This window comes from Shewanella mytili (assembly GCF_046765975.1).
In the GTDB taxonomy this organism is placed as follows: Bacteria; Pseudomonadota; Gammaproteobacteria; order Enterobacterales; family Shewanellaceae; genus Shewanella; species Shewanella mytili.
In genome coordinates this window covers 80,469-100,918 of the sequence record NZ_JBKOUD010000002.1, presented here as the reverse complement: position 1 = coordinate 100,918, position 20,450 = coordinate 80,469, and the positions used below count along the sequence as shown (strand labels likewise).

16 protein-coding genes are annotated in these 20,450 nt (G+C 56.0%); 6 read left to right on the top strand and 10 right to left on the bottom strand.

The annotated features are described in order from the left end of the window. Window positions 1–109 precede the first annotated feature (109 nt). Window positions 110–1,165, bottom strand: a complete 1,056-nt coding sequence (locus tag ACIDEJ_RS03185) for a DUF3626 domain-containing protein (RefSeq protein WP_411986652.1) — start codon at window positions 1,163–1,165, stop codon at window positions 110–112. Between the two features lie 205 nt (window positions 1,166–1,370). Between ACIDEJ_RS03185 and ACIDEJ_RS03180 the strand changes: the two genes are divergently transcribed. Next, window positions 1,371–2,852, top strand: a complete 1,482-nt coding sequence (locus ACIDEJ_RS03180; protein WP_411986651.1) for a DEAD/DEAH box helicase — start codon at window positions 1,371–1,373, stop codon at window positions 2,850–2,852. Window positions 2,853–2,993: 141 nt separating this feature from the next. Here ACIDEJ_RS03180 and ACIDEJ_RS03175 read toward each other — a convergent pair whose 3' ends face one another. The 4 genes from ACIDEJ_RS03175 to ACIDEJ_RS03160 form a co-directional block, all read right to left on the bottom strand. Further along, window positions 2,994–3,875 (bottom strand): VIT1/CCC1 transporter family protein, encoded by an 882-nt coding sequence (locus tag ACIDEJ_RS03175; protein ID WP_411986650.1) that lies wholly within the window; start codon window positions 3,873–3,875, stop codon window positions 2,994–2,996. Between the two features lie 160 nt (window positions 3,876–4,035). Further along, window positions 4,036–5,820, bottom strand: coding sequence for a gamma-glutamyltransferase (gene ggt / locus ACIDEJ_RS03170; protein ID WP_411986649.1), 1,785 nt, complete (start codon window positions 5,818–5,820; stop codon window positions 4,036–4,038). Between the two features lie 213 nt (window positions 5,821–6,033). Then, entirely contained in the window at window positions 6,034–6,750 is a 717-nt protein-coding gene (locus ACIDEJ_RS03165; RefSeq protein ID WP_411986648.1) for a DUF3581 domain-containing protein, read from the bottom strand. Between the two features lie 103 nt (window positions 6,751–6,853). After that, window positions 6,854–8,614, bottom strand: coding sequence for an ABC transporter transmembrane domain-containing protein (locus ACIDEJ_RS03160; RefSeq protein WP_411986857.1), 1,761 nt, complete (start codon window positions 8,612–8,614; stop codon window positions 6,854–6,856). A gap of 191 nt (window positions 8,615–8,805) precedes the next feature. On the opposite strand from ACIDEJ_RS03160, the gene ACIDEJ_RS03155 reads away from it, so the two are divergent. After that, on the top strand, window positions 8,806–9,147 hold the full coding sequence (locus ACIDEJ_RS03155) for a DUF2956 family protein (RefSeq protein WP_411986647.1): 342 nt from the start codon (window positions 8,806–8,808) through the stop codon (window positions 9,145–9,147). A gap of 30 nt (window positions 9,148–9,177) precedes the next feature. On the opposite strand, the gene ACIDEJ_RS03150 is transcribed toward ACIDEJ_RS03155, so the two are convergent. Next, window positions 9,178–11,220: a winged helix-turn-helix domain-containing protein gene (locus tag ACIDEJ_RS03150; protein WP_411986646.1), complete on the bottom strand. Its 2,043-nt coding sequence runs from the start codon at window positions 11,218–11,220 to the stop codon at window positions 9,178–9,180. Window positions 11,221–11,609: 389 nt separating this feature from the next. Between ACIDEJ_RS03150 and ACIDEJ_RS03145 the strand changes: the two genes are divergently transcribed. After that, window positions 11,610–14,630 (top strand): TonB-dependent receptor domain-containing protein, encoded by a 3,021-nt coding sequence (locus tag ACIDEJ_RS03145; RefSeq protein ID WP_411986645.1) that lies wholly within the window; start codon window positions 11,610–11,612, stop codon window positions 14,628–14,630. Between the two features lie 118 nt (window positions 14,631–14,748). Further along, window positions 14,749–15,846 (top strand): metallophosphoesterase, encoded by a 1,098-nt coding sequence (locus ACIDEJ_RS03140; protein WP_411986644.1) that lies wholly within the window; start codon window positions 14,749–14,751, stop codon window positions 15,844–15,846. A gap of 191 nt (window positions 15,847–16,037) precedes the next feature. On the opposite strand, the gene ACIDEJ_RS03135 is transcribed toward ACIDEJ_RS03140, so the two are convergent. The 3 genes from ACIDEJ_RS03135 to ACIDEJ_RS03125 all read right to left on the bottom strand — a co-directional run bounded on the left by ACIDEJ_RS03135 (window position 16,038) and on the right by ACIDEJ_RS03125 (window position 17,518). Further along, window positions 16,038–16,358, bottom strand: coding sequence for a winged helix-turn-helix domain-containing protein (locus tag ACIDEJ_RS03135; protein WP_411986643.1), 321 nt, complete (start codon window positions 16,356–16,358; stop codon window positions 16,038–16,040). Window positions 16,359–16,612: 254 nt separating this feature from the next. Then, on the bottom strand, window positions 16,613–17,044 hold the full coding sequence (locus tag ACIDEJ_RS03130; protein WP_411986642.1) for a universal stress protein: 432 nt from the start codon (window positions 17,042–17,044) through the stop codon (window positions 16,613–16,615). Between the two features lie 90 nt (window positions 17,045–17,134). After that, a complete protein-coding gene (locus ACIDEJ_RS03125) occupies window positions 17,135–17,518 on the bottom strand; it encodes a SpoIIAA family protein (RefSeq protein WP_411986641.1) in 384 nt (127 codons plus the stop codon). A 160-nt stretch (window positions 17,519–17,678) separates the two neighbouring features. On the opposite strand from ACIDEJ_RS03125, the gene ACIDEJ_RS03120 reads away from it, so the two are divergent. Then, entirely contained in the window at window positions 17,679–19,121 is a 1,443-nt protein-coding gene (locus ACIDEJ_RS03120) for a coniferyl aldehyde dehydrogenase (protein ID WP_411986640.1), read from the top strand. A gap of 174 nt (window positions 19,122–19,295) precedes the next feature. Next, window positions 19,296–19,511 carry a hypothetical protein gene (locus ACIDEJ_RS03115; protein WP_411986639.1) on the top strand — a complete coding sequence of 72 codons (216 nt, stop codon included), beginning with the start codon at window positions 19,296–19,298 and terminating at the stop codon, window positions 19,509–19,511. 23 nt (window positions 19,512–19,534) lie between these two features. On the opposite strand, the gene ACIDEJ_RS03110 is transcribed toward ACIDEJ_RS03115, so the two are convergent. After that, window positions 19,535–20,377: a cobalamin-binding protein gene (locus tag ACIDEJ_RS03110; protein WP_411986856.1), complete on the bottom strand. Its 843-nt coding sequence runs from the start codon at window positions 20,375–20,377 to the stop codon at window positions 19,535–19,537. Window positions 20,378–20,450 lie beyond the last annotated feature (73 nt).

Genomic DNA, 20,450 nt, shown 5'->3' with positions numbered 1-20,450 from the left:
TTCTGCCGGGGATTTTTACCAAGGGCATTGTACCACGCCGCTGCCGAACCGGCGCCCCTGGCAACAACCAAATGGCACCAGCGGCTGGAAGGTGCGCGCGGCTGTAGGATCAGGGGGGATTGCCCACGGCGCCAAAGCGCACCAGCACATGCCATAGCAGTTTGAGCTGCTGCAAAAGCTCGGCCTCGCTGCCAAGGCGACGCCAGCGTTCGGGCTCCCGGCGCAAGGAAACCTCCGCCTCGCCTAGCAGTGCAGGAGTCAAGATGCCCTCTCTTGCCACCTGAGCCGCCAGTGGTGGCATAGCGCTGCCTCGAAAATCCGCCGGTACGTTGGCAGCGGGCATTTGAAATCCCTGATGCCAGCACAGGCGGATCTGATAACGCTCGCACAAACGCTGCATTATCGTTTCCGTGGCCGTATGCCGGTAAGAGGGGTCAGCCACCAGCACTTCCATGTTCTCCATCAGCAACAATCCACCGTGATACTGGGCCTCTATGTAATGGTCAAGATCCCGGCTCATGGGCCGCAGAAAACGGGCATCCACGCCGCGGGGCAGTTCTTCGCACAGGTATTGCACCAGTGCCGGCGGGCGAAAATCCCTGACACCCAAAGCGCTGTCACGCTCAAACGCTTCATTGAACAGGGCGGCAAACACATCTTCAAAACAGGCCAGCGTGCCTTTTTCACGGGGATTGCGACAGGAGTCCAGATAACAAAAAGTGCACTGGCCCAGCAGCGCTGGCGCGGACAACAGATAACAGCTGCCAAAACGTGCCGCAGGCCCGCTCTGATGCAGCCCAATATCCAGCGCACCGTATTTGGGGCGCGATTTGGCCCCCACGTAACAGTGGCCAAACAGTGCATTTTCCCAATGATCGCGAACGCCGCCCAGTTGGGGCTGCAACTTGCCGTTGGAGGTGCGGGTTTCAAACTGGCTGCGGTACTCGCCGTCAGACAACAGGCCGGCAATCACCGGCCAGCCCCGGTAATCCAGGCGATCAGGATGGAAATGAAAAGCGATGCGCGCATGCTGGGCCAGATTCAACAAGCCGTGGTTCAGCCTGGGGGTGGCAATGGCCGACATCTGCTGCACGTTACGGATCAGCCCCAAGGCGGTATCGCGCCGCAATTGTGCCTGTTTGCCAATAAATGTTATTGCTGTCATTGCCCGCATCCCTTTATTGCAACCTTACCAAGATACTGCATATTCCCTGAGGTTGTCAGCCATAACCGAGCGACGATTCAGCTCACCGACAGCCAGCGGTGAATTGGGGGTAACACATGGTACTGGCAGTACTTTTGCTGTACACTTGCGCCCGCCGACACGGCTTCATCTTCCGGCCTGCGCGCCATCTATTTGAGAATATTGCATGAGTTTTGCCTCTCTTGGCCTATCCACCCCGATTTTAAACGCGGTAATTGAACAAGGTTATCACCAGCCCACGCCCATTCAGCAACAAGCCATTCCTGCCGTACTGCAACAACAGGATGTGATGGCGGCGGCCCAAACCGGTACCGGTAAAACCGCGGCATTCACCCTGCCCATCTTGCACTTGCTCAGTGGCGGGCCGCGCCCCAAAGCCAATCAGGTACGCACGCTAATCCTTACCCCAACCCGGGAGCTGGCGGCACAGATTGCCGAAAACGTCCATGACTATGGCAAGCATCTCAACTTGCGCAGCGCCGTGGTATTTGGTGGTGTATCCATCAACCCGCAAATGCTGGCATTGCGGCGCGGGGTAGACATTCTGGTGGCGACCCCCGGCCGCCTGCTGGACCTGTATCAGCACAACGCGGTGAACTTCGACCGATTGGAAATTCTGGTGCTGGATGAAGCCGACCGCATGCTGGACATGGGCTTTATTCACGACATCAAGAAAATTCTGGCGCTGCTGCCCGCCAAGCGGCAGAACCTGCTGTTCAGCGCCACATTCTCGCAAGAGATCCGGGCACTGGCCAAAGGGCTGGTCAACTCACCGGTGGAAATCTCGGTAACGCCTCCCAACAGCACGGCCGATCAGGTAACGCAAACCCTGTATCCGGTGGATAAATCCAAAAAAACCGCCTTGCTCATCCAGTTGATTAAGCAGCAGCAATGGTCCCAGGTGCTGGTATTTTCCCGCACCAAGCACGGTGCCAACCGGCTGGCAAAACAGTTGGAAGCGGCGGACATCAGTGCAGCTGCCATCCATGGCAACAAGAGCCAGGGCGCCCGTACCCGGGCACTGGCGGATTTCAAAAGCGGTGCGGTAAAAGTACTGGTAGCCACCGATATTGCCGCCCGTGGGCTGGATATCGACCTGTTACCCCAGGTGGTGAACTTTGACTTGCCCAATGTGGCCGAAGATTATGTGCACCGCATTGGCCGTACCGGCCGGGCCGGTGCCTCCGGGCACGCGGTATCCCTGGTCAGTGAAGATGAACAAAAACAGCTGGCGGATATTGAAAACCTGATTGGACGGCTGATCCCCCGTGCCATGGTGGCAGGGTTTGAACCCAATAAACCGCTGGCGGAAACCCGCTTGCGGGCCAACGGGCCGAAAAAGCCCAAAAAACCCAAGCAGCCAAAAACGGCCACATCACAGCCAGATGCTCACAACGCGCCATCCCAAGCCCAAAAACCGCGACGCAAACCGGCGAGCAACCGCCGCCCGCCACAGGAAGGGCAACAGCGCACCAATGCCCAGCCCGCCAGCAAGCGGCAAGGACAAGGACAAGGACAAGGACAAGGACAAGGACAAGGACAGCATCAGGCTGCCAAACGTCAGGGGCAGGGGCAACAGCAGCGTCGCGGCAATCACGGCGCCGGCGCTCATGGCACCCGCAACACCCGCGGCAAGGCGCAAGACTAACCCCGCTTGCTGTCCGACAACGCCATATCGCCCGGCCTCTCACGCCGGGCTTTTTCTGGTACAAGGCCAAGGTTGCCAACAGCCTCATGACAGGCGGCCAACCACATTCCCCATAGCAGAGCCTTGCCAGCCAGAGCGCCGTTACACCTCTACGCCCAGAAAATATTTCACGGCATACCCGATGAAAAACGAGATGAGCGCCACGCCAAAGGTGATGGAAGCCATTTGCAGCACCCGTTGGGTAAAGCTCAGCCCTTTGGCAACGGAGATGTAAAAGGTGTAAAGCACAATGGCCACCAGTGCCAGCGCAAACATCAATGCCAGCGCCGCTGCCATGGCATCCAGCACAAAAAACGGCATGACCAGCACGGCGGTGGTGACAAGGTAAGACACGCCGGTATAACCACTATAAGAGAGTGCGCTTATCTCCTGCAGCGGGTTTTCCTTGGACTCCAGATAAGCCGAACCGGCCATGGACAGCGAGGCGGCAATACCCATGATAAGTCCGGTGGCGCCCACCACCAGGGTGTTATCAAAGGCCAGTGCAATGCCGCTCAGGGTACCGGTAAGCTCCACCAGCGCATCGTTCATGCCCAGCACAATGGCACCGGTATACAACAGCTTTTTGTCCTGAAGCATGTCAATCAGCTCCAGTTCATGATGCACTTCCTGATGGTAAATGGCCTTTGCCTGGGGGTAGAGCTCAAACAGCTCCTTGTAAAACGCTTCGGCGCCGCACTCTTTTTTCTCCAGGCTTTTCAGGGCAAACGAGGTGCCCAGCAGTTTCACCAGCAATACGTACCACATCACCAGCCAGTTTTGTGGCGCCAACTCCCGCTGGGTGATCCCTCGCCAGAATTTATAATGCTGTTGCTCTTCCCTGGCGATTTTCTCGAAAATCTTTTTGTTTTTATCCTGTTGTTGCAGTGTGGCCAGCACGCTGTAAATGGCAAAATCGTTAATCTCGTTTTGCTGTTGCCGTAAGGCTTTTTGCAAATCTGCGGCACTGAATTCCTGTGTCATTGATATCGTCCTGTTGGTTGTTACCGCCAAATTGCCAAGGGCTGGCGACCTCCCCATGCGGTGCTTTCATTTTATCGGCCCCGGCCCGCCATAAATGTGAACCACCAACATTAGGCAGCAAAAAGCCCGGCGACAAACCGGGCTGTTGCTGGTGCGGGCATCAATAGCCCATGGCGGCGCCTTGGGGGCGGCGGGCGTCGTTGGCGCCATAGATGAATCCCGGCCGCACCTTGCCGGATACCGAGCCATCGCTCACCCGGGCACCTGACGCTGGCATCACCACGCTGGGCAAGCCCACCATAATCGCTTCGGTGGCACCCCAGGGCTTTTTCTCCACCATCCGATAACCCCGTTGTTGCAGCAGCTTCAGGGTATCGGGAGAAATGCCCCGGGTTTCATACCACACTTCATCCGGCAACCACTGCTGATGAAAGCGCGGGGCGTTAACCGCCTCTTGCAGCTCCATGCCGTAATCAATCACGTTCAGCACGGTATTGAGGGTGATGGTGATAATCAGCGAGCCGCCGGGAGAGCCCAGCACCATGAAGGTTTTGCCATCCTTGGTAATGATGGTGGGCGACATGGACGACAACGGCCGTTTGCCGGGGGCAATGGCATTGGCCTTGCCCTGCACCAGCCCGAACATGTTGGTAGCGCCCACCTTGGAGGTGAAATCGTCCATTTCATCGTTAAGCCAGAATCCGGCGCCCGGTGCCATCACGCCGGCACCGAAACGGCCGTTGATGGTGTAAGTGGTGGATACCGCATTACCGGCGCTGTCCAGCACCGAGTAATGGGTGGTCTGGGGTTTTTCATGGGGTGGTACCCCGGCGCCCAGCAACCGTGAAGGGGTGGCCTTTTGCGGATGGATTTGCTCACGGATTTTGGCGGCATAGTCCTTGCTCAGCAGCGTTGCCATGGGTATCTGCACAAAATCCGGATCGCCCAGCAAGCTGTTGCGATCCACAAAGGCATGGCGCATGGCCTCCACAGTGTAATGGATGGCGTCGGCAGAGCCATACCCCATGGATTGGAGATCGTACCCTTCAAGAATGTTGAGGATTTGGCACATGGTGGTGCCACCGGAGCTTGGCGGCGGCGCTGAAATGAACTCATACCCCCGGTATGAACACTTCACCGGCGTCCGCTCTTTGGCCGCATAACGGGCAAAATCATCGGCGGTAATGTAACCTCCATGGGCCTTGGCTGCCTTGGCGATGGCTTGCGGAATGGCCCCTTGGTAAAACGCCTCTGCCCCTTCGGTGGCAATCCGGCTCAGGGTGTTTGCCAGTGCCACTTGCTGCAACCTGTCACCGGGCTGCAGCGGTGAGCCGTCACTTCTGAGAAAGATTTTTGCCGCTTGCGGATCGCTGCGGATTTTGTCCAAGCTGGTGTCAATCACATCGGTGTCGCCCCGGGTGAGAATGAACCCCTCCCGCGCCAAACGGATGGCTGGCGCCATAATCTGCGCCCGGCTGAGTTTGCCAGAGCCGTATTTATCCAGCGCCAGTTCCATGCCCCGCACCGTGCCGGGCACGCCCACCGCGCCCCAGCCCAGGGTGCTGGCATGGGGCAGCAGATTACCGGCTTCATCCTGATACATGGTGGCCGTGGCCGCCGCCGGCGCCATTTCACGAAAATCGATAAAATGATCGCTGCCATCAGCCAGATGCAGCGTCATGAAGCCGCCACCACCGATATTGCCGCAGCAGGAGTTCACCACCGCTTGGGCATAGCCTACCGCCACGGCGGCATCCACCGCATTGCCGCCCAGCTTGAGAATTTCCACCCCCGCTTCGGAGGCAAACCGCTGGGACGACACCACCATGCCGTTTTGGGCTTCCACCGCCGGCAATGAAGCGCCATGGGCGGATAACGCCATCCCTGTGGCCACCATGAGCCACATAAAACTTCCCGCCTGTAACAGGCGTTTTCTTGCAAACATCCCTTATTCCCGACTTGTCACCCAGACCGCCAACCCTATGGCAGCCGGCCATAAATAGCAACCGCCAGCGCGGAGCTGCTCATAACCGATGGGCATATCAAACAACCACGAGTGATAAGGCGTGAGGGAAATGATCCCGGGATCATGCAAGAGGACTATCAGGCGCCATGGCACAGAAGATGGCGCCTGTTGCAACGGTTGGGAGGTTGGCCGTTACCGGCGGGCTTCGCTGCGCTGTTGGTATTGGGTCACCATCTGGTCAATGCCCGCTTGCTCATAAGGTCGCAGACCGCTGAGCACCATGGTTTTGCGGCCGGTGCCCACTTGGTGATCGCCACTTCGCAAGGCAAACTCCAAGGTTACATCGCCCCGCTTGCCATCCACCTGCAGCTGTTTGCTCACCAGTTCCAGAGTCATGGTGTCAAATGCCAGGGTATCCAGCTCGAAGCTCATGGTTTCGTAAATCACCAATGGCCGGGCAGGGTTTATCATCACTTGGTATTGCTGCATCAGCGGCACCAGCACATGGATGAAATTGAGCCCGGAAAACGCCACATAGCTGCGAATGAACGCGCTCAGTTGCTGCTCGCAATAGCGCTGCTCGCCCGAGCGGGCAACCCTGAGATAGGTTTTGCCCTTTTCATCCTCGATGCAGACCTGCCCGTCATCGGCACTGTCGGCGTTTTCAGGAAAATGCAGCGCCACCCCATCACCCACCATGCCTTCAAAGCGAAACTGCATCTTGCGGCTAAGGCCATACTGGTTGAGCACCAGCGCAAACAGCAGATCACCAGGCACGCAAAAGCGCTTGGCGGTTTCATCGTGCAACGGGTTAAAATCGCCGGCAACATCTTTGGCAAAGTTGCTTGCCTGTTGGCGACTGATCACAATGTTATTATTTTCTTTTTTAAAATAACTAGTTAAGAACATCTATCGTCAATACTCTACTGCTGGACGGCGAATTACCGTAAAAACTGCCGCCCAGTCTATACGCAAACCGCCAAATAACTCACCCGATGACTTGCAAAGGCTGCTACGGTGCCCCATCCGGGGCGGTCGTCTCCTGGGCCAGCAGCTGCAAGCTGGCAAACTTGTGATACAACGGGCTGTCTTGCAGTAACTGCTGATGGCTGCCGCTGGCCACCAGCTGCCCCTTGTCCAGCAGCAGGATCCGGTCGGCATTGAGTACCGTGGCCAGCCGGTGGGCAATCACCAGTGTGGTGCGCCCGTGCATCAATCTGTCCAGCGCCTTTTTCACCATCACTTCACTCACTGCATCCAGCGCACTGGTGGCTTCATCCAGCAACAGAAACGGCCGGTCGGCCAAAATGGCCCGGGCAATGGAAATGCGCTGCTTTTGCCCGCCGGATAAACGCACGCCGCGCTCGCCAAGATAGGTCTGGTACCCCTCAGGGAAATGCCGGATGAACTCATCGGCATGGGCCGCTTCGCAAGCGGCAATCACGTCAGCCATGGTGGCCTCCGGGCGGCCGTAACGGACGTTTTCCAGCACGCTGTCGGCAAAAATCACCGACTCTTGCGGCACCAGCGCAAACTGGGCCCGCAATTGGGCCAATGACAGCCGTGAAATGTCCACCCCATCCAGCGTGATGCTGCCGGCATCTGGCAGATAAAACCGCTGCAATAACTGGAACAAGGTGCTTTTGCCGGCGCCACTGGGGCCCACCAGCGCCACCCGCTCGCCGGGCTTGATGCTGAAACTGAGCTGCTGCAACACCGTATCGCCGCCGGGGTAGGCAAACTGTACATCCTGCAGCGCCAGTGCCCCTTGCAGCGGTTGCGGCAAAGATAGCGGATGCTCCGGCTCGGCGATTGTCACCGGCGCACCGGCCAGCTCTTGCAGACGCTCACTGGCTCCCACTGCCCGCTGGATATCGCCAATCACTTCACTGATGGTGGCCACCCCACCGGCCACCATCACCGCATAAAACAGGAAGGCCGACAGTTGCCCGGCGCTGATGTTTCCGGCAATCACGTCATGAGCCCCCACCCAGGTGACCAGCACAATGGCGGCAATGCTCAGCAGCATCACTCCGGCAATCAGTAACGAGCGGTAAAAAATGCGGCCACTGGCAGCCTGCAACACCGCGGCCAAATGCTGGTCAAAGCGCTGGCGATCGTGGGCTTGATGACCATAGGACTGCACGGTATGGATCTCGTGCAGGGTTTCATCCACAAAGGCGCCCAAATCGGCCACTTTATCCTGGCTGCTGCGTGCCAGTTGCCGCACCTTGCGCCCCAAAATACCCACGGGCACCAACACCAGCGGCACCGCCAGCAATACCAGCGCGGTCAGTTTCCAGCTGGTAAAACCCATCAGCAGCAAGCCGCCAATCACGGTTACCGATGAACGTAACGCCATGGACAGGCTGGAGCCCACCACGGTTTGCAGCAAGGTGGTATCGGCGGTGAAACGGGAAATCACCTCGCCGGTGCGCAGCCTGGCAAAAAAGTCCCGGCTTTGCCCAAGCAAATGGCGGTATACCTGCTGGCGGATGTCATTGCTGACTTTCTCCCCCAGCCAGGTCATCAGGTAAAAACGGCAGAAGACGGCGCTGGCACTCACGGCAGTAATGCCCAGCATCAGCACAATGACGTGATTCAGCTGCCGGGTATCCTCCGAGGAGAACCCCGTGTCCACCATCAGCCGCACCCCCTGCCCCAGCGACAACCAGGCCAGCGAGCCAATGAGCAAACAAACCAGTGCCAGCGCCACCCGCCAGCGGTACGGCCGCAAAAACCCCAACAGCCATGGCAATACCCCTTGGTTCATGCGGGCATTAAGGGGGTGTGTGGTGTTATCGGCAACACCGGCGCGGCGGTGTTGGGTTGGACGATGGGCAGACAAAGGATTAATCCTGAGAAAACAACATGAAGAGATTGTCGCGGTAATTGGTGATGACGTCCAGCAGCGCGGTCCGATATGGGTATAATGGGCGATACCTGATGATTGGCGGAGCCTTTATGTCCACTAAAACCCCCGACACCCCGATTTCCGAGCAAACCAAGGAGCAAGCGTTGCAGATGGCGCGCGCCACCCAGCGGCCGGGCCAGACCAAAGAGCAAACCAAACTGATTGCCCAAGGCATAGAAAAAGGCATTGCCGAGTACAAAAAGCAGCAAAAGGCCAAAGCCAGAACCCGGGACAAGCTGGCCAAAAAACGCCGCACCGCCGCCAATGCTGATGCCAAAGCCCCAGAAGCCACATCGGCCCCACAAACACCCGCAAGCCCCCGCCCCAATGCCCTTCCCTGGGGGCTATTGCTGTTGAGCTGGCTACTGTTTGCTGCCAGCTGGTACTTTTAGCCGCCATTATCCATTGTCTGCGGGCGCGGTTCAGTTCAAGGCAATGTGCTGCAGGCGCTTGATATCCGACTGATACTTGCTGCTGTTGCTAAAAATGAGCCGTTGCCGTTTGTCATCAATGCTAAAAGAGGTTTCGGTTAACGACGATGGCACCGGTAACCGCACCAGGTTTTCAATGCGGCCGGTGGCGGGAGAAAAGTGCTTGATGTCTTTGTAAGATGAAGTGGTGTCGCTGAAATACACCTCACCGCTAGCCGTCATTACCCAGGAATAACGGGCCTTGAAGCGGGAACCTGCCAGCAGCACGTCCGATTTTTTGGCACCGGCAGCCAAGCGGTACAAGCCAAATTTCCCCCGGGAATAAACCAGCGAGCCATCTGCCAGCATCACCCCGTAACGGCCGCCATCATGAGTGAGCTGTTGCGGTTCACCCGTCAGTGGGAACAGGTACAGCTCCCGCCGTCCGTCTTTTTCCTGTGCCGCCACCAGTCCTCGGTCATCCGCCGTCCAGGTGGGACGGCTATGAATTTGCGCCGCAGAATACACCAGCGATATCTGACGGGTTGCCACATCCAGCACCATCAGTGATTGCCCTTGCCCGTCGGCACTGGCGCATAAAAAGGCGATGCGGTTACCGTCATGGGACCATTTGGGAAACAGCAGCGGCCGCTCCAGCTTGGTGAGTTGCTGGCGCTGATTGCCGGCCAGATCGGACACCCAGATTTCATAATAACCCGACTCATTGGACAAATAAGCCAGTTGCTCATGCTGGTTGGAATAATCCGGATACTTGTGGTTGTAATCCGACTGCAGCAGCGGAAACGGGCTGGACGGCAACGCACTGGCAAGGGGCAAATAGGCAAGTTGGTAGGATTCGCTGCGGGTCTGAAAATACAGCCAGGGCACTTTTCGGGCAAAGGCCGGGTAACTCAGGCCGTCGATTTCCAGCTGTTTGCGCTTCAAGCTGTGGATATTGAGTAAAAAGCCCAAACGCCTATCGGCCCGCTGCACGCCATAAATGATATGTTTGCCGTCCGGATGCCAGGCAATGCCCACAATGTCGGACTCGCCATGGGTGAGTTGGCGCTCACGCCCCGTTGCCAGCTCCCGCAGGTAGATATTTTCCGCAAAGCGCCCCAAACGGCGGCTCACGACCAGATAGTGGCCATCGGCAGAAAACGCGATGTAGCGCTCTTTTGTATCGCAATCAATCAGGCATTTGGGCTTGGCATGTTCACCGCCAAGGATGCTGCGCTGGTAGGTGGCCGGTGCCTGCTGGCCGTTTTCCACGCCCCGGTAAGCCAATGTGTCGTTATCCGGCATGATGTCCAGATATTCCTGCCCCACAAAATAAGCGCAGCGCCACAGGGTTTTCTCCTCCAGGGTATTCACGTTCATCTGCACCAGGCGGCAGGATTTGTCCTGCTTGTCGTTTTTCTGGTAATAGAGGAAACGCCCGGTCATATCCCATATGGCTCGCCCTTCCTTGGCGGCATCAAAGGTCAATTGCTTGGCCGCCAAATTGGGCTGTTGGGTGTCTTTCATGTAAAGATCCGGATGGCTCTCCTGCCGCTGCCAGCGATACACCACATAGCGGCCGTCAGGAGAGGGCGACGGATAGCGCTCAAGCCCGGGATGGGTGGTAATCACTTCATAGGCGGGCGGCCCGGCAGTGGGCACCTCATAACGCCACCACAGCAACAGCAGTAACAACGGCAATAACGGTAATATCCAGCGCCAGCCAATGACCCTGGATTCTCGGGCCGTTGTTGCAGGCGTTGGGGCAGCACTTACCGCAGGGGTGTCGGCATCGGCTAAAAATTCCGGCTGCAACAGCAACTGGTAACCGCTTTTGCGTATGGTTTGAATCGCCTCATTGCCGTCTGTCCCTTTCAGGGCCTGGCGTAAATGCCAGATGGCATTGGTCAGGGCTTTTTCTCCCACATAACCATTCCCCTGCCAGACATGTTCAATCAGCTCCTGCCGGGGCACCACTCTGGGATAACTGTGCGCCAGATAGCACAACACCCCGATAAACTTGGGTTGCAGGCTGATTTTTTGCTCGTCCGGCAAGTAAATAGCACACTCCAGAGGCTCAACTCTGTAGGCGGCTAATCTGAAGGGGGCTTGCTGGTTCATGAGCGAATAGGCGTTTCAGGCAGCGTTAGTCGAGCCTTAAATCTACCCAATTGCACGGGTGCGTTCAATAACATTAACATTACAAAAACATTGTGCGTCTGTTTGAAATTCCTCAAGACTAATTATAACTTACTGTATTAAATGAATAATTTAACCATAGAGATTAAATAGATGTATAAGCGGCAAAGAATCGAGCCGTTTGTGCTTGTAGCTTCATTTAACCGTTAACAAAGTGACCTAAAACTAAAAACGCTTCGGCACATATCAATAACAACGAAGCCATAACAAAAGTTATTCATTTTTAAATCACTTAGGAACTTGAGATGAGAAAAACAATCCTCACCCTATCCGTACAACTCGCATTATTCAGCAGTGGTGCGGCCATGGCGGTCACGCTGGAGTCGGAAACCGAGCGCCCGGCACCGCAAAACAGCATTCAGCAGGAAAAACCCCAGCCAAAACCCAAGGCTGACGTGGAAAAAATCACCGTTACCGGCTCACGCATCAAACGGGACAGCTTTTCACTGGCCACCCCCATGATGACCATCGGCCAAGAGGAAATCGTGGACAGCGGTTTGGGAGAACTGGCCGACATTCTGGTGGATGAAATCCCCTCCATCAGCGCCGGGGAAAGCACCACCAACTCGCAAAGCAGCGTGCAAAACAGCGGGTTGTCCACCATTGACCTGCGGGACCTTGGCACCGACAGAACCCTGACGCTGGTTGACGGCCGGCGAGTGGTATCCAACAGTTACAGCGGTAACTATGTGAGCCTGTCGACCATTCCGGCGGCCATGGTGGACAAGGTGGAAATCATCACCGGCGGCGCCTCGGCCATTTATGGCTCCGATGCCATTGCCGGGGTGGTGAACATCATCACCGAAAGCCATAAAACCGGGCTGGAACTGGATGCCCGCATGGGCCGCTCCACCGCTGGCGGCAATCGGGAGTTCACCCTGGATGGCGGCTACGGCAGCAGCTTTGATGATCACCGCGGTTACATTTATACCGCCGTCAGCTGGGACCGGCAGTTCGGTTTGACCGCCGCAGACAGGGAACGCGCCAAATACGAAGCCAGCTATGATTACGATGCAGACAACATGTGCAACGCCAACAACACCATTGATGGCGACCAGTGCCTGCGCGACATCACCATGGATGACTGGCGCGAGCGCACCAACAACATTCCCGGCGGGCGCTTTGGCAGTTGGTGGTATGACGCCGACAACAACCTGCAAAACGGTTTTAAAGAGGAACGGGACGGCTATAACAGTTATGCCGCTGACGTTTTGCGCCTGCCGGTGGATAAACTGGCCAGCGCCGTGAAAATCAATTACGACCTGAGCGATGATCTCACCGCCCTGTTCCAGGTGCATTTCAGCCAAAACGACAGCGTGCGGGTAAGCACGCCGGAAGGGCAGGATTACAACGATGATGAATTTCGCCTGAATCCGCAAACCGGCGAGTCCGAACAGTTTGCCGCGGGGAAAATCAGCAGCAGCAATCCTTATGTGCCGACAGAAATTGCCGAGGACGCCGGCAGCAGCATCAAATGGGATCGCAGCTTTGATGAAGTGGGTAACGTGATTAACAAAAACACCCGCACCACCATCAGGGCATCCGCCGGTCTGCAAGGGGTCATGCTGGATGGCAACTGGGATTGGGAAGCCTTTGTCGGTTATGGTCAATTCAAGCAAAAACAGCGGCGCTACAACGAAATCAACATCAACAACCTGGCTTATGCCCTGGATGCGGAATATGCCGCCGATGGCGTGACCGTGCAATGTGCCGACCCCGAAGCCCGCGCCAACGGCTGCGTGCCCATTAACCTGTTTGGCCACAACAGCATCACCCCAGAAGCGGCTGACTACATTCGGGTGAACCCTTACATCAATACCGATATCAGCATGCTGAACGCCCAGGCGTTCATGACCGGCGATCTGTTTGCCATGCCGGCCGGCATGGTCACCTCGGCCTTTGGTGTGGAATACCGCCATGACACCCAAAAAGTGGCCACCGATGAAGCCCAACGCTATCAAGCCATTACCTTTAACGATGTGCCCTCATTTGATGGGTCGGTATCGGTTTGGGAAGCCTTTGCCGAAACCTCCCTGCCGCTGCTGAGCAACCAGCCGGGCGCCAAACTGCTCAATCTGGACTTGTCGCTGCGACTGGCCAACTACAGCCATAAAAACATCGGTCTGATGTCCTCCTATCGAGCAGGCTTTTTGTGGATCCCCATCGAGGGCTACAGCGTGCGCGCCAACTATTCCCGCTCACAACGCGCCCCCAGCATCACCGAGCTGATGTCACCGCCCCGCGGCGATCACGACAGTTTTGATGACATTTGCGACGGCGTCACGGCCACATCCACCGAACCCGGCCACAGCGGTTGTCGTCTGGATCCCGCCATTGCCAGCGCCATTGCCGCCAACGGTGAGTATGAAGACAACAACAACGGTTATTCCCCCAACGCCGGCAATGAAAACCTGAAAGAGGAAACCGCCGACACCTACACCCTGGGCTTTACCGCAGCGCCCCGGTTCATTGACGGCTTGCAGCTGGCCATCGATTACTATGACATTGCCATTAAAGATGCCATTGCCTCCATTGATAACGAGCAAATCCTCAGACAGTGCTACGATTCGTCCATCCCTTACGGCGATGACAATCCGTTTTGTCAGGAGATTACCCGCGACTCGGAGGGCAATATCACCCAGCTTATCCAGCGTCAGTTCAACCTGAACCAGGAAAACGCCAAAGGCTATGATATTTCAGCCAGTTACGACTACGAACTGGCGCGTTACGGCAAATTGTCGCTGGATGTTAACTACTCCCACGTGATTGAGCGCAGTGCCACTTACCAAGGCAACGACGGGCTGGAAACCATCAATTACAGCGGCGAGCTCAGTAGCGGCATCTTTACCGACAGGGCCACTGCATCACTGAGCTGGCGCTATGACAATTTGCGCATCCGCTGGAAAACCAAATATAAAGGCGCCATGGTGGACTCCCATCAACGTGTCAGCGACTGGGAAGCGCTGAAAGCCCAAAATCAGGCGCAGCTGGATGCCGGCACCGGTGGCGTGGCCGACCCGGAAACGCCGCTGTACCTCTATTTTGATCCCTACATCACCCATGACATTTCAGCCTCTTACAAGATTGCGCTGAGCGATGATATGGACATGAAACTCTATGGCGGCATTCGCAACCTGTTCAACCACGAAAGCCCGTTTGTCCCCAATACCGGCGATACGGACACCTCGGCCAATGGCAACTATGCCAGCGCCTACGATGCCGGTGTGGGCCGCTTTGCTTACATGGGCGTGTCACTGAAATTCTAACCCTTAACCCCACAGAGGCAGGGACGCCTCGTTCCACACACCAACAGGCACATTCAGCAAGCTCCCCTTGCCATTGACGACACACCGCTTGCCCATCGCCTTTATGAACGGAGAGACCATGTACCGGATGTTACTATTACTGCCATGGCTATATGCCTGCTTACTGTTTGCCGGTAGCGCCACTGCCCATAACGATGCCCCCGAACAGGTGTATGACGGTCCGTATGTTTTCAATCAGGGCAGCATCTGGCAGGCATTGTGGGTGTGTGGCGGCCAGGCCAAACAGCTGCGTTTCAAGGCACCCACCCGCCCCCAATGGCTCAGTAACTGCGGTATGGGCGCCCAATTACGGGCCGAACCTGCCAACCGCCCGCCGATTAACTACCCGCTGCCCGCAAAACTGGCTGCCATCAGTGACATTCATGGGCAATTCCCGGTATTTACCCAACTGTTGATGGCTCACGGCATTATTGATGTGTCCGGCAACTGGCAATTTGGCCACGGACAACTGGTGATCAGCGGCGACGTGTTCGATCGCGGCCCCACACAAACCGAAGCCTTGTGGTTCATCTATCGCCTGCAACAACAGGCCCAAACCGCCGGTGGCAAGCTGCACCTGTTACTGGGCAACCATGAGGTGATGGTATTGAATGGCGACTACCGCTATCTTCACGACAAATACCGCCACACCGCCGACATCCTTGGCTATCCACTGGCAAGGCTGTATGCCGAAGATACCGTGCTGGGGCAATGGCTGCGCAGCAGTAACGTACTGGTAAAAATCGGCAACTTGCTGTTTGTCCACGGTGGATTACACCCGGATTTGGCAAAAGAGCAACACAGCCTGGAAGAAATCAACCAGGTATTCACCCAAAACCTGATGAAAGACAAGCGCAACAAACGACGGGGATTTGCCCGCTACCTGCATAAAAAACACGGACCCATCTGGTACCGGGGATATTTTAAAAGCCCGTTGGCCAGCGAAGCGGAGATTGACCTGTTACGCCAGCATTTTGGCATTGACACCCTGATAGTGGGCCACACCACCCAGCCGCACATTCTCAGCCGTTATCATGGCAAAGTCATTGCCATTGACAGCGGCATCAAAGGGGGAGAAACCGGCGAAATCCTCTTGTATGAAAATCAGCGCTTCTACCGGGGCTTGCTTGACGGCAGCACCGTGCCGCTGTCAAGTGAAGTGGCATTGTCAGATTAACCATCATAAGGGGAAAATGCCGCACCACCGCCATGCGCCATGCGCCATGCAAAGCGTGCTGACAGCGCCAAAAATGCAGAGAGTGCTGACAGCGCCAAAAATGCAGAGAGTGCAGATAATGACGCCTGGCGGCCATTCCATCTAGCAACCCTGGCCGGATGACAGCCCCGGCTACCCGCAAGCGGCAGGCCTTAAGCTGAAGGGATAACCGCTTGTGGGTGCAACAGCCGCTCAATTTGCGACAGATGGGTACCCACCCAGGCACTGTTTACCGGCCCCCAGGTGTTAATCCGGTAATGCCCGGCATTATTGCGGACACCGTCTTGCACAAACTCCACCTCAATCCCGATATCGCTGAATGCCGCAATGGCATCTTGCAAGGTGCGCCGGGGCATACCGGTGACTTTGTGCAGCGATAACAGGTTATGTTGTTGATCATCAATCAGATGCGCCAGATACAGTTTGCGCAAAAAAGCCAATTGCGGTTTAGTGACATGTTCAGACTGCAACATAGACAAAATTCCGTTGCCGGCACAAAAACACCGACAAACTGTTGTTATCAATTGACTTATCAAAATAATGGATAACACCGCCAAGAGACAAGAAAAATCTTATATTGATGCTGGCTGACGCAACCCCCAAAAAATTGACCGCTGGGGGCAACAACCAAAACGTGAAGCCTTCAGCCAAAAAAAACGACAGGCGCAGCAAGCTGCGTGCCTGTCGTTTTCATGGGGACAAGACTTAACTTAACCCAAGCTGGCCGTTATTTGACAACCAGTACCGGGCAGGTGGCCTGATTGGCAATTTCCTCAGAAACGTTGGTGTTAAGGAAATGGCTCAGGCCGCTGCGGCCATGGCTTGCCAGCACAATCATGCCCACTTCGGCATCCTTGGCTTCGGTCAGAATTTCTTCTACCGGATCGCCACGGCGAATAATGGTTTCCACATGCAGCGACGTGTCCAGCTGTGCCAGCAATTTGTGCATGCTCTCGGCAGCCGCTTTTTCCATGCTTTGCGCCAGTTCTTCAGGGGTGACCACCAGCAATTGGTAGCTGGCATCCGCCACGGGTTGATCCACGACGTGCAAAATCCGCAGACCCACTTTGTAATGGTTTGCCATATCAATGGCATAACGTAATGCATGAGATGCCGTTGCAGAAAAATCTGTTGGCCAAAGAATATCTTTACCGCGCATCATGACCTCCTTGTGGGAAGGACTCCCAAATTATGAAATCGCAGGTTGGCATTACGGTATCCTCCGCGCTGCCTGCCGGTTTGGCCACGATCATTGCCGCAGCCAGTTCACGGCTTCCTGCCGATCTTCGAAAAACTTCACGGCAGAAGGGGTAAACCAGTCTGCCACCCGTGCCATCCATTCATGCCAGCCGCGGCTGCCCAGGATGGCGATTTTCTTGAATTCGCGGCCGTGTTCAATCCCCAGTTTCAGGTCATCCCACATGGCGCGCATTTCCCAGCCATCAAAGTCAGTGAGATCCGCCAATACAAACAACTGTGGCTGTTTCACCTCATCAACGGCGGCTTCCAGCATGGGAACCATGTACTCATAATCTTCGTGAGTCAAGGTTCCGGTTGCTTTAATGAACAACACAAAGTCAGAATCGCCATGGTTTTCAATACCAATGGAAATTCCGTGCACTTTCATATCCATGGTTAACCTCCTGTAAGCTGTCTGGCAACTTCTTATCCATAAGTTTAGTAAGGGTATGTGGTTTTTTCCGTGATCCTGGGCAATATCGGCCGGCGCTTGTCAGGCCGTGCGCCGTGGCTTAGCATTGGATACTCTCTGACCATTATCCAAGGTGCCGCCCATGATGGAATCCTCTCAGCCTGTCAGCCCGTCATCATCAGCCACGGTGCCATTGCAACAATTACTACACCACCAACAACAGGCATTTGCAACAACGCCCTACCCGTCACTGGCCGAGCGCCGACACCAGCTGCAGGCGTTGAAGAAGGCGTTGCTGGCAGGCTATCCCCAGTTGCTCGGTGCCATGAGCCGGGATTTTGGCCATCGCAGTCATTACGACAGCCTGTTGGGGGATGTGTTGCCCGTGATCACGTACCTGAATTACTGCCTGCGCCGGTTGCCTCGCTGGATGAAATCCCAAAAACGCCACAGCGGCATGTTGCTGGCACCGGCCAAAATCCGGGTGGATTACCACCCCAAAGGGGTGTGCGGCATTCTGGTGCCGTGGAATTACCCGGTGATGCTGGCGCTCAGCCCATTAATCAATGCCCTGGCGGCAGGCAACCGGGTGATGCTGAAATTGTCGGAGATCACCCCGAAAACCAATGAGGCATTACGGCAGCTGCTGGCCCAGGTATTTGATGAAACCCAGGTTGCGGTAGTGGAAGGCGATGCCCAAGTGGCCGCAGCATTTGCCGCATTGCCTTTTGATCATCTGCTGTTTACCGGCTCCGGTGCTGTGGGCAAATCCGTAATGCACGCTGCGGCGGATAACCTCACGCCGGTCACGCTGGAACTCGGGGGCAAGTCACCGGCAATCATTGCCGATGACATGCCGCTCGAGCTGGCGGTGGAGCGGTTGCTTTATGGCAAGACCCTGAATGCGGGGCAAACCTGCGTGGCGCCGGATTATGTCTGCTGCCCTCAGCAAAAAGTGGCGGCATTCATTCACGGCTGGCAAACGGCTTTCCAGCGCATGTATCCCAAGTTTTCCCATAATCGGGATTACAGCTTTATCGTCAATGCCCATCATCGCCAGCGCCTGCTTGCGCTGCTTGAGGATGCCATCAGCAAAGGCGCCCGCTGCACTCCGGCTTACGGCAACATGGAAACCCTGTCCCAGCAACAAAAATGGCCCACCTTGCTGTTAAGTGGCGTGACTGACGACATGCTGGTCATGCAACAGGAGATTTTTGGCCCCATATTACCCGTACTGGGCTATGAATCCGTATCTGAAGCCCTACGGTACGTACAACGCCACCCCAAACCGTTGGCTTTGTATTTACTGACCTTTGATGCCAGCCTGCAGCAGCAAGTGCTGCAACAAACCCACTCTGGCGGCGTGTGCATTAACGATGCGCTTTATCATGTGGCCGCCGATGACGCCCCCTTTGGTGGCATTGGCCCTTCGGGAATGGGGCATTACCACGGCGAAGAGGGGTTTCGGGAGTTCAGCCATAGCCGCACCGTGTTAATCAAAGGCCGGCTGAATCCCGCCAGATTGATGCAGCCGCCGTACCAGCGCTGGTGGCAAAAGCTGCTGCTGCGCTATTTTCTGCGCTGACGCCCGCCTGGCAATGGCGCACCCGAAAATAGTTGTGGTCAAATTCACAAATACATGGTGAAAAGTGCCAAAACCTTACAACGAAAAAAAACAACGTATTGATATTGTTTTACTTTTTTATTGGTATGATTTTTGCTGATTTTATTAAATACAACTTTCTCACAGGAGTGATTGATGGGACCTTTTGAAGTGGCGGTGATTGCCATCATCGGCGGCATTATCTACCAAATCGTCAATGCCTATTTGGAACGTAAAGGCAGCGTGGTGGCAGAGCAGGAACTTTCCCAGATGCGCCAGGAGATGAGCGAAATGAAACAACGGCTCATCACACTGGAAAGCATTGTGACGGATGATGGCTATCAACTGAAACAACACATTGACAAGCTTTAAACCCAAGCTTGGAATGACGCCTTTCAGGGCTTGGCGGATGCATCCCTCGCCTTGGCCATCACCTGGCATAATTGTGTCAGCCCCTGCAATACCCGCAAGGTGGGACGCTGCAGCAACTGGGCGTCGATGGCATAGATTTGCCGGTTTTTAACCGCCGGGATTTCTGGCCATTGCTGCCAGTCAAGGGATTGGCCGTCATGCTGCTGGGCCTCGGTGATAATCACCTGAGGCTGGCGCAACAACACGTTTTCCAGACTGACCTGAGGATAGGCGCTGGCCGCATCGGCAAACACGTTTTTGCCGCCGCACACCTGAATGGCCTGCTCAATCCAGCTGCCTTTGGCCACGGTCATGAGCGGATTGGGCCACAGCTGATAAAACACACTCACGGGCGTTTGGCCGGCGTACCTGTGTTGTAATGCCTGCAGTTGCCGCAAATAGTCATCGGCCAACTGCTGCGCCTGCTGCTGCCGACCGGTGAGTTGCCCAAGCTGGCGCAAATCATGAGCCACATCCTGCAAGGTTTGCGGCTGGCTAACATAAAGGGGAATGCCCAATTGGCGCAGTCTGGCAATATCCTGGGGCTGATTGCCGCTGCCCCAGGCCACCACTAAATCCGGCGACAGAGCCAACAATTTATCCAGCTTGATGCCGTAACTGCCACCAATGCGGGGAATTTTTTGAGCCTCTGCAGGGTAGTCGGCAAAATCTGTGGCACCTACAATCCGGCCACCGGCACCGATGGCAAACAGCAACTCCACCGTATGGGGCGACAGTGCCACAATGCGCTGGGCAGGCGCTGCCATAACCGGCATCCAGCAGCCACACACGGCAATCAGCAGTAATAGCCGCCAAAACCCTCTCATCATCACTCCCCCATGCATGTGCCCAGCTGCGCCAGATGTCGATACGCACCCGAAAGCGAAACAGTATAGCGAC

Excerpts from the sequence above, each read along its gene's own strand:
- ACIDEJ_RS03185 (WP_411986652.1), bottom strand. The coding sequence starts at position 1,165 with ATGACAGCAATAACATTTATTGGCAAACAGGCACAATTGCGGCGCGAT.
- ACIDEJ_RS03180 (WP_411986651.1), top strand. The coding sequence starts at position 1,371 with ATGAGTTTTGCCTCTCTTGGCCTATCCACCCCGATTTTAAACGCGGTA.
- ACIDEJ_RS03175 (WP_411986650.1), bottom strand. The coding sequence starts at position 3,875 with ATGACACAGGAATTCAGTGCCGCAGATTTGCAAAAAGCCTTACGGCAA.
- ggt (WP_411986649.1), bottom strand. The coding sequence starts at position 5,820 with ATGTTTGCAAGAAAACGCCTGTTACAGGCGGGAAGTTTTATGTGGCTC.
- ACIDEJ_RS03165 (WP_411986648.1), bottom strand. The coding sequence starts at position 6,750 with ATGTTCTTAACTAGTTATTTTAAAAAAGAAAATAATAACATTGTGATC.
- ACIDEJ_RS03160 (WP_411986857.1), bottom strand. The coding sequence starts at position 8,614 with ATGAACCAAGGGGTATTGCCATGGCTGTTGGGGTTTTTGCGGCCGTAC.
- ACIDEJ_RS03155 (WP_411986647.1), top strand. The coding sequence starts at position 8,806 with ATGTCCACTAAAACCCCCGACACCCCGATTTCCGAGCAAACCAAGGAG.
- ACIDEJ_RS03145 (WP_411986645.1), top strand. The coding sequence starts at position 11,610 with ATGAGAAAAACAATCCTCACCCTATCCGTACAACTCGCATTATTCAGC.
- ACIDEJ_RS03140 (WP_411986644.1), top strand. The coding sequence starts at position 14,749 with ATGTACCGGATGTTACTATTACTGCCATGGCTATATGCCTGCTTACTG.
- ACIDEJ_RS03135 (WP_411986643.1), bottom strand. The coding sequence starts at position 16,358 with ATGTTGCAGTCTGAACATGTCACTAAACCGCAATTGGCTTTTTTGCGC.
- ACIDEJ_RS03130 (WP_411986642.1), bottom strand. The coding sequence starts at position 17,044 with ATGCGCGGTAAAGATATTCTTTGGCCAACAGATTTTTCTGCAACGGCA.
- ACIDEJ_RS03125 (WP_411986641.1), bottom strand. The coding sequence starts at position 17,518 with ATGGATATGAAAGTGCACGGAATTTCCATTGGTATTGAAAACCATGGC.
- ACIDEJ_RS03120 (WP_411986640.1), top strand. The coding sequence starts at position 17,679 with ATGATGGAATCCTCTCAGCCTGTCAGCCCGTCATCATCAGCCACGGTG.
- ACIDEJ_RS03115 (WP_411986639.1), top strand. The coding sequence starts at position 19,296 with ATGGGACCTTTTGAAGTGGCGGTGATTGCCATCATCGGCGGCATTATC.
- ACIDEJ_RS03110 (WP_411986856.1), bottom strand. The coding sequence starts at position 20,377 with ATGAGAGGGTTTTGGCGGCTATTACTGCTGATTGCCGTGTGTGGCTGC.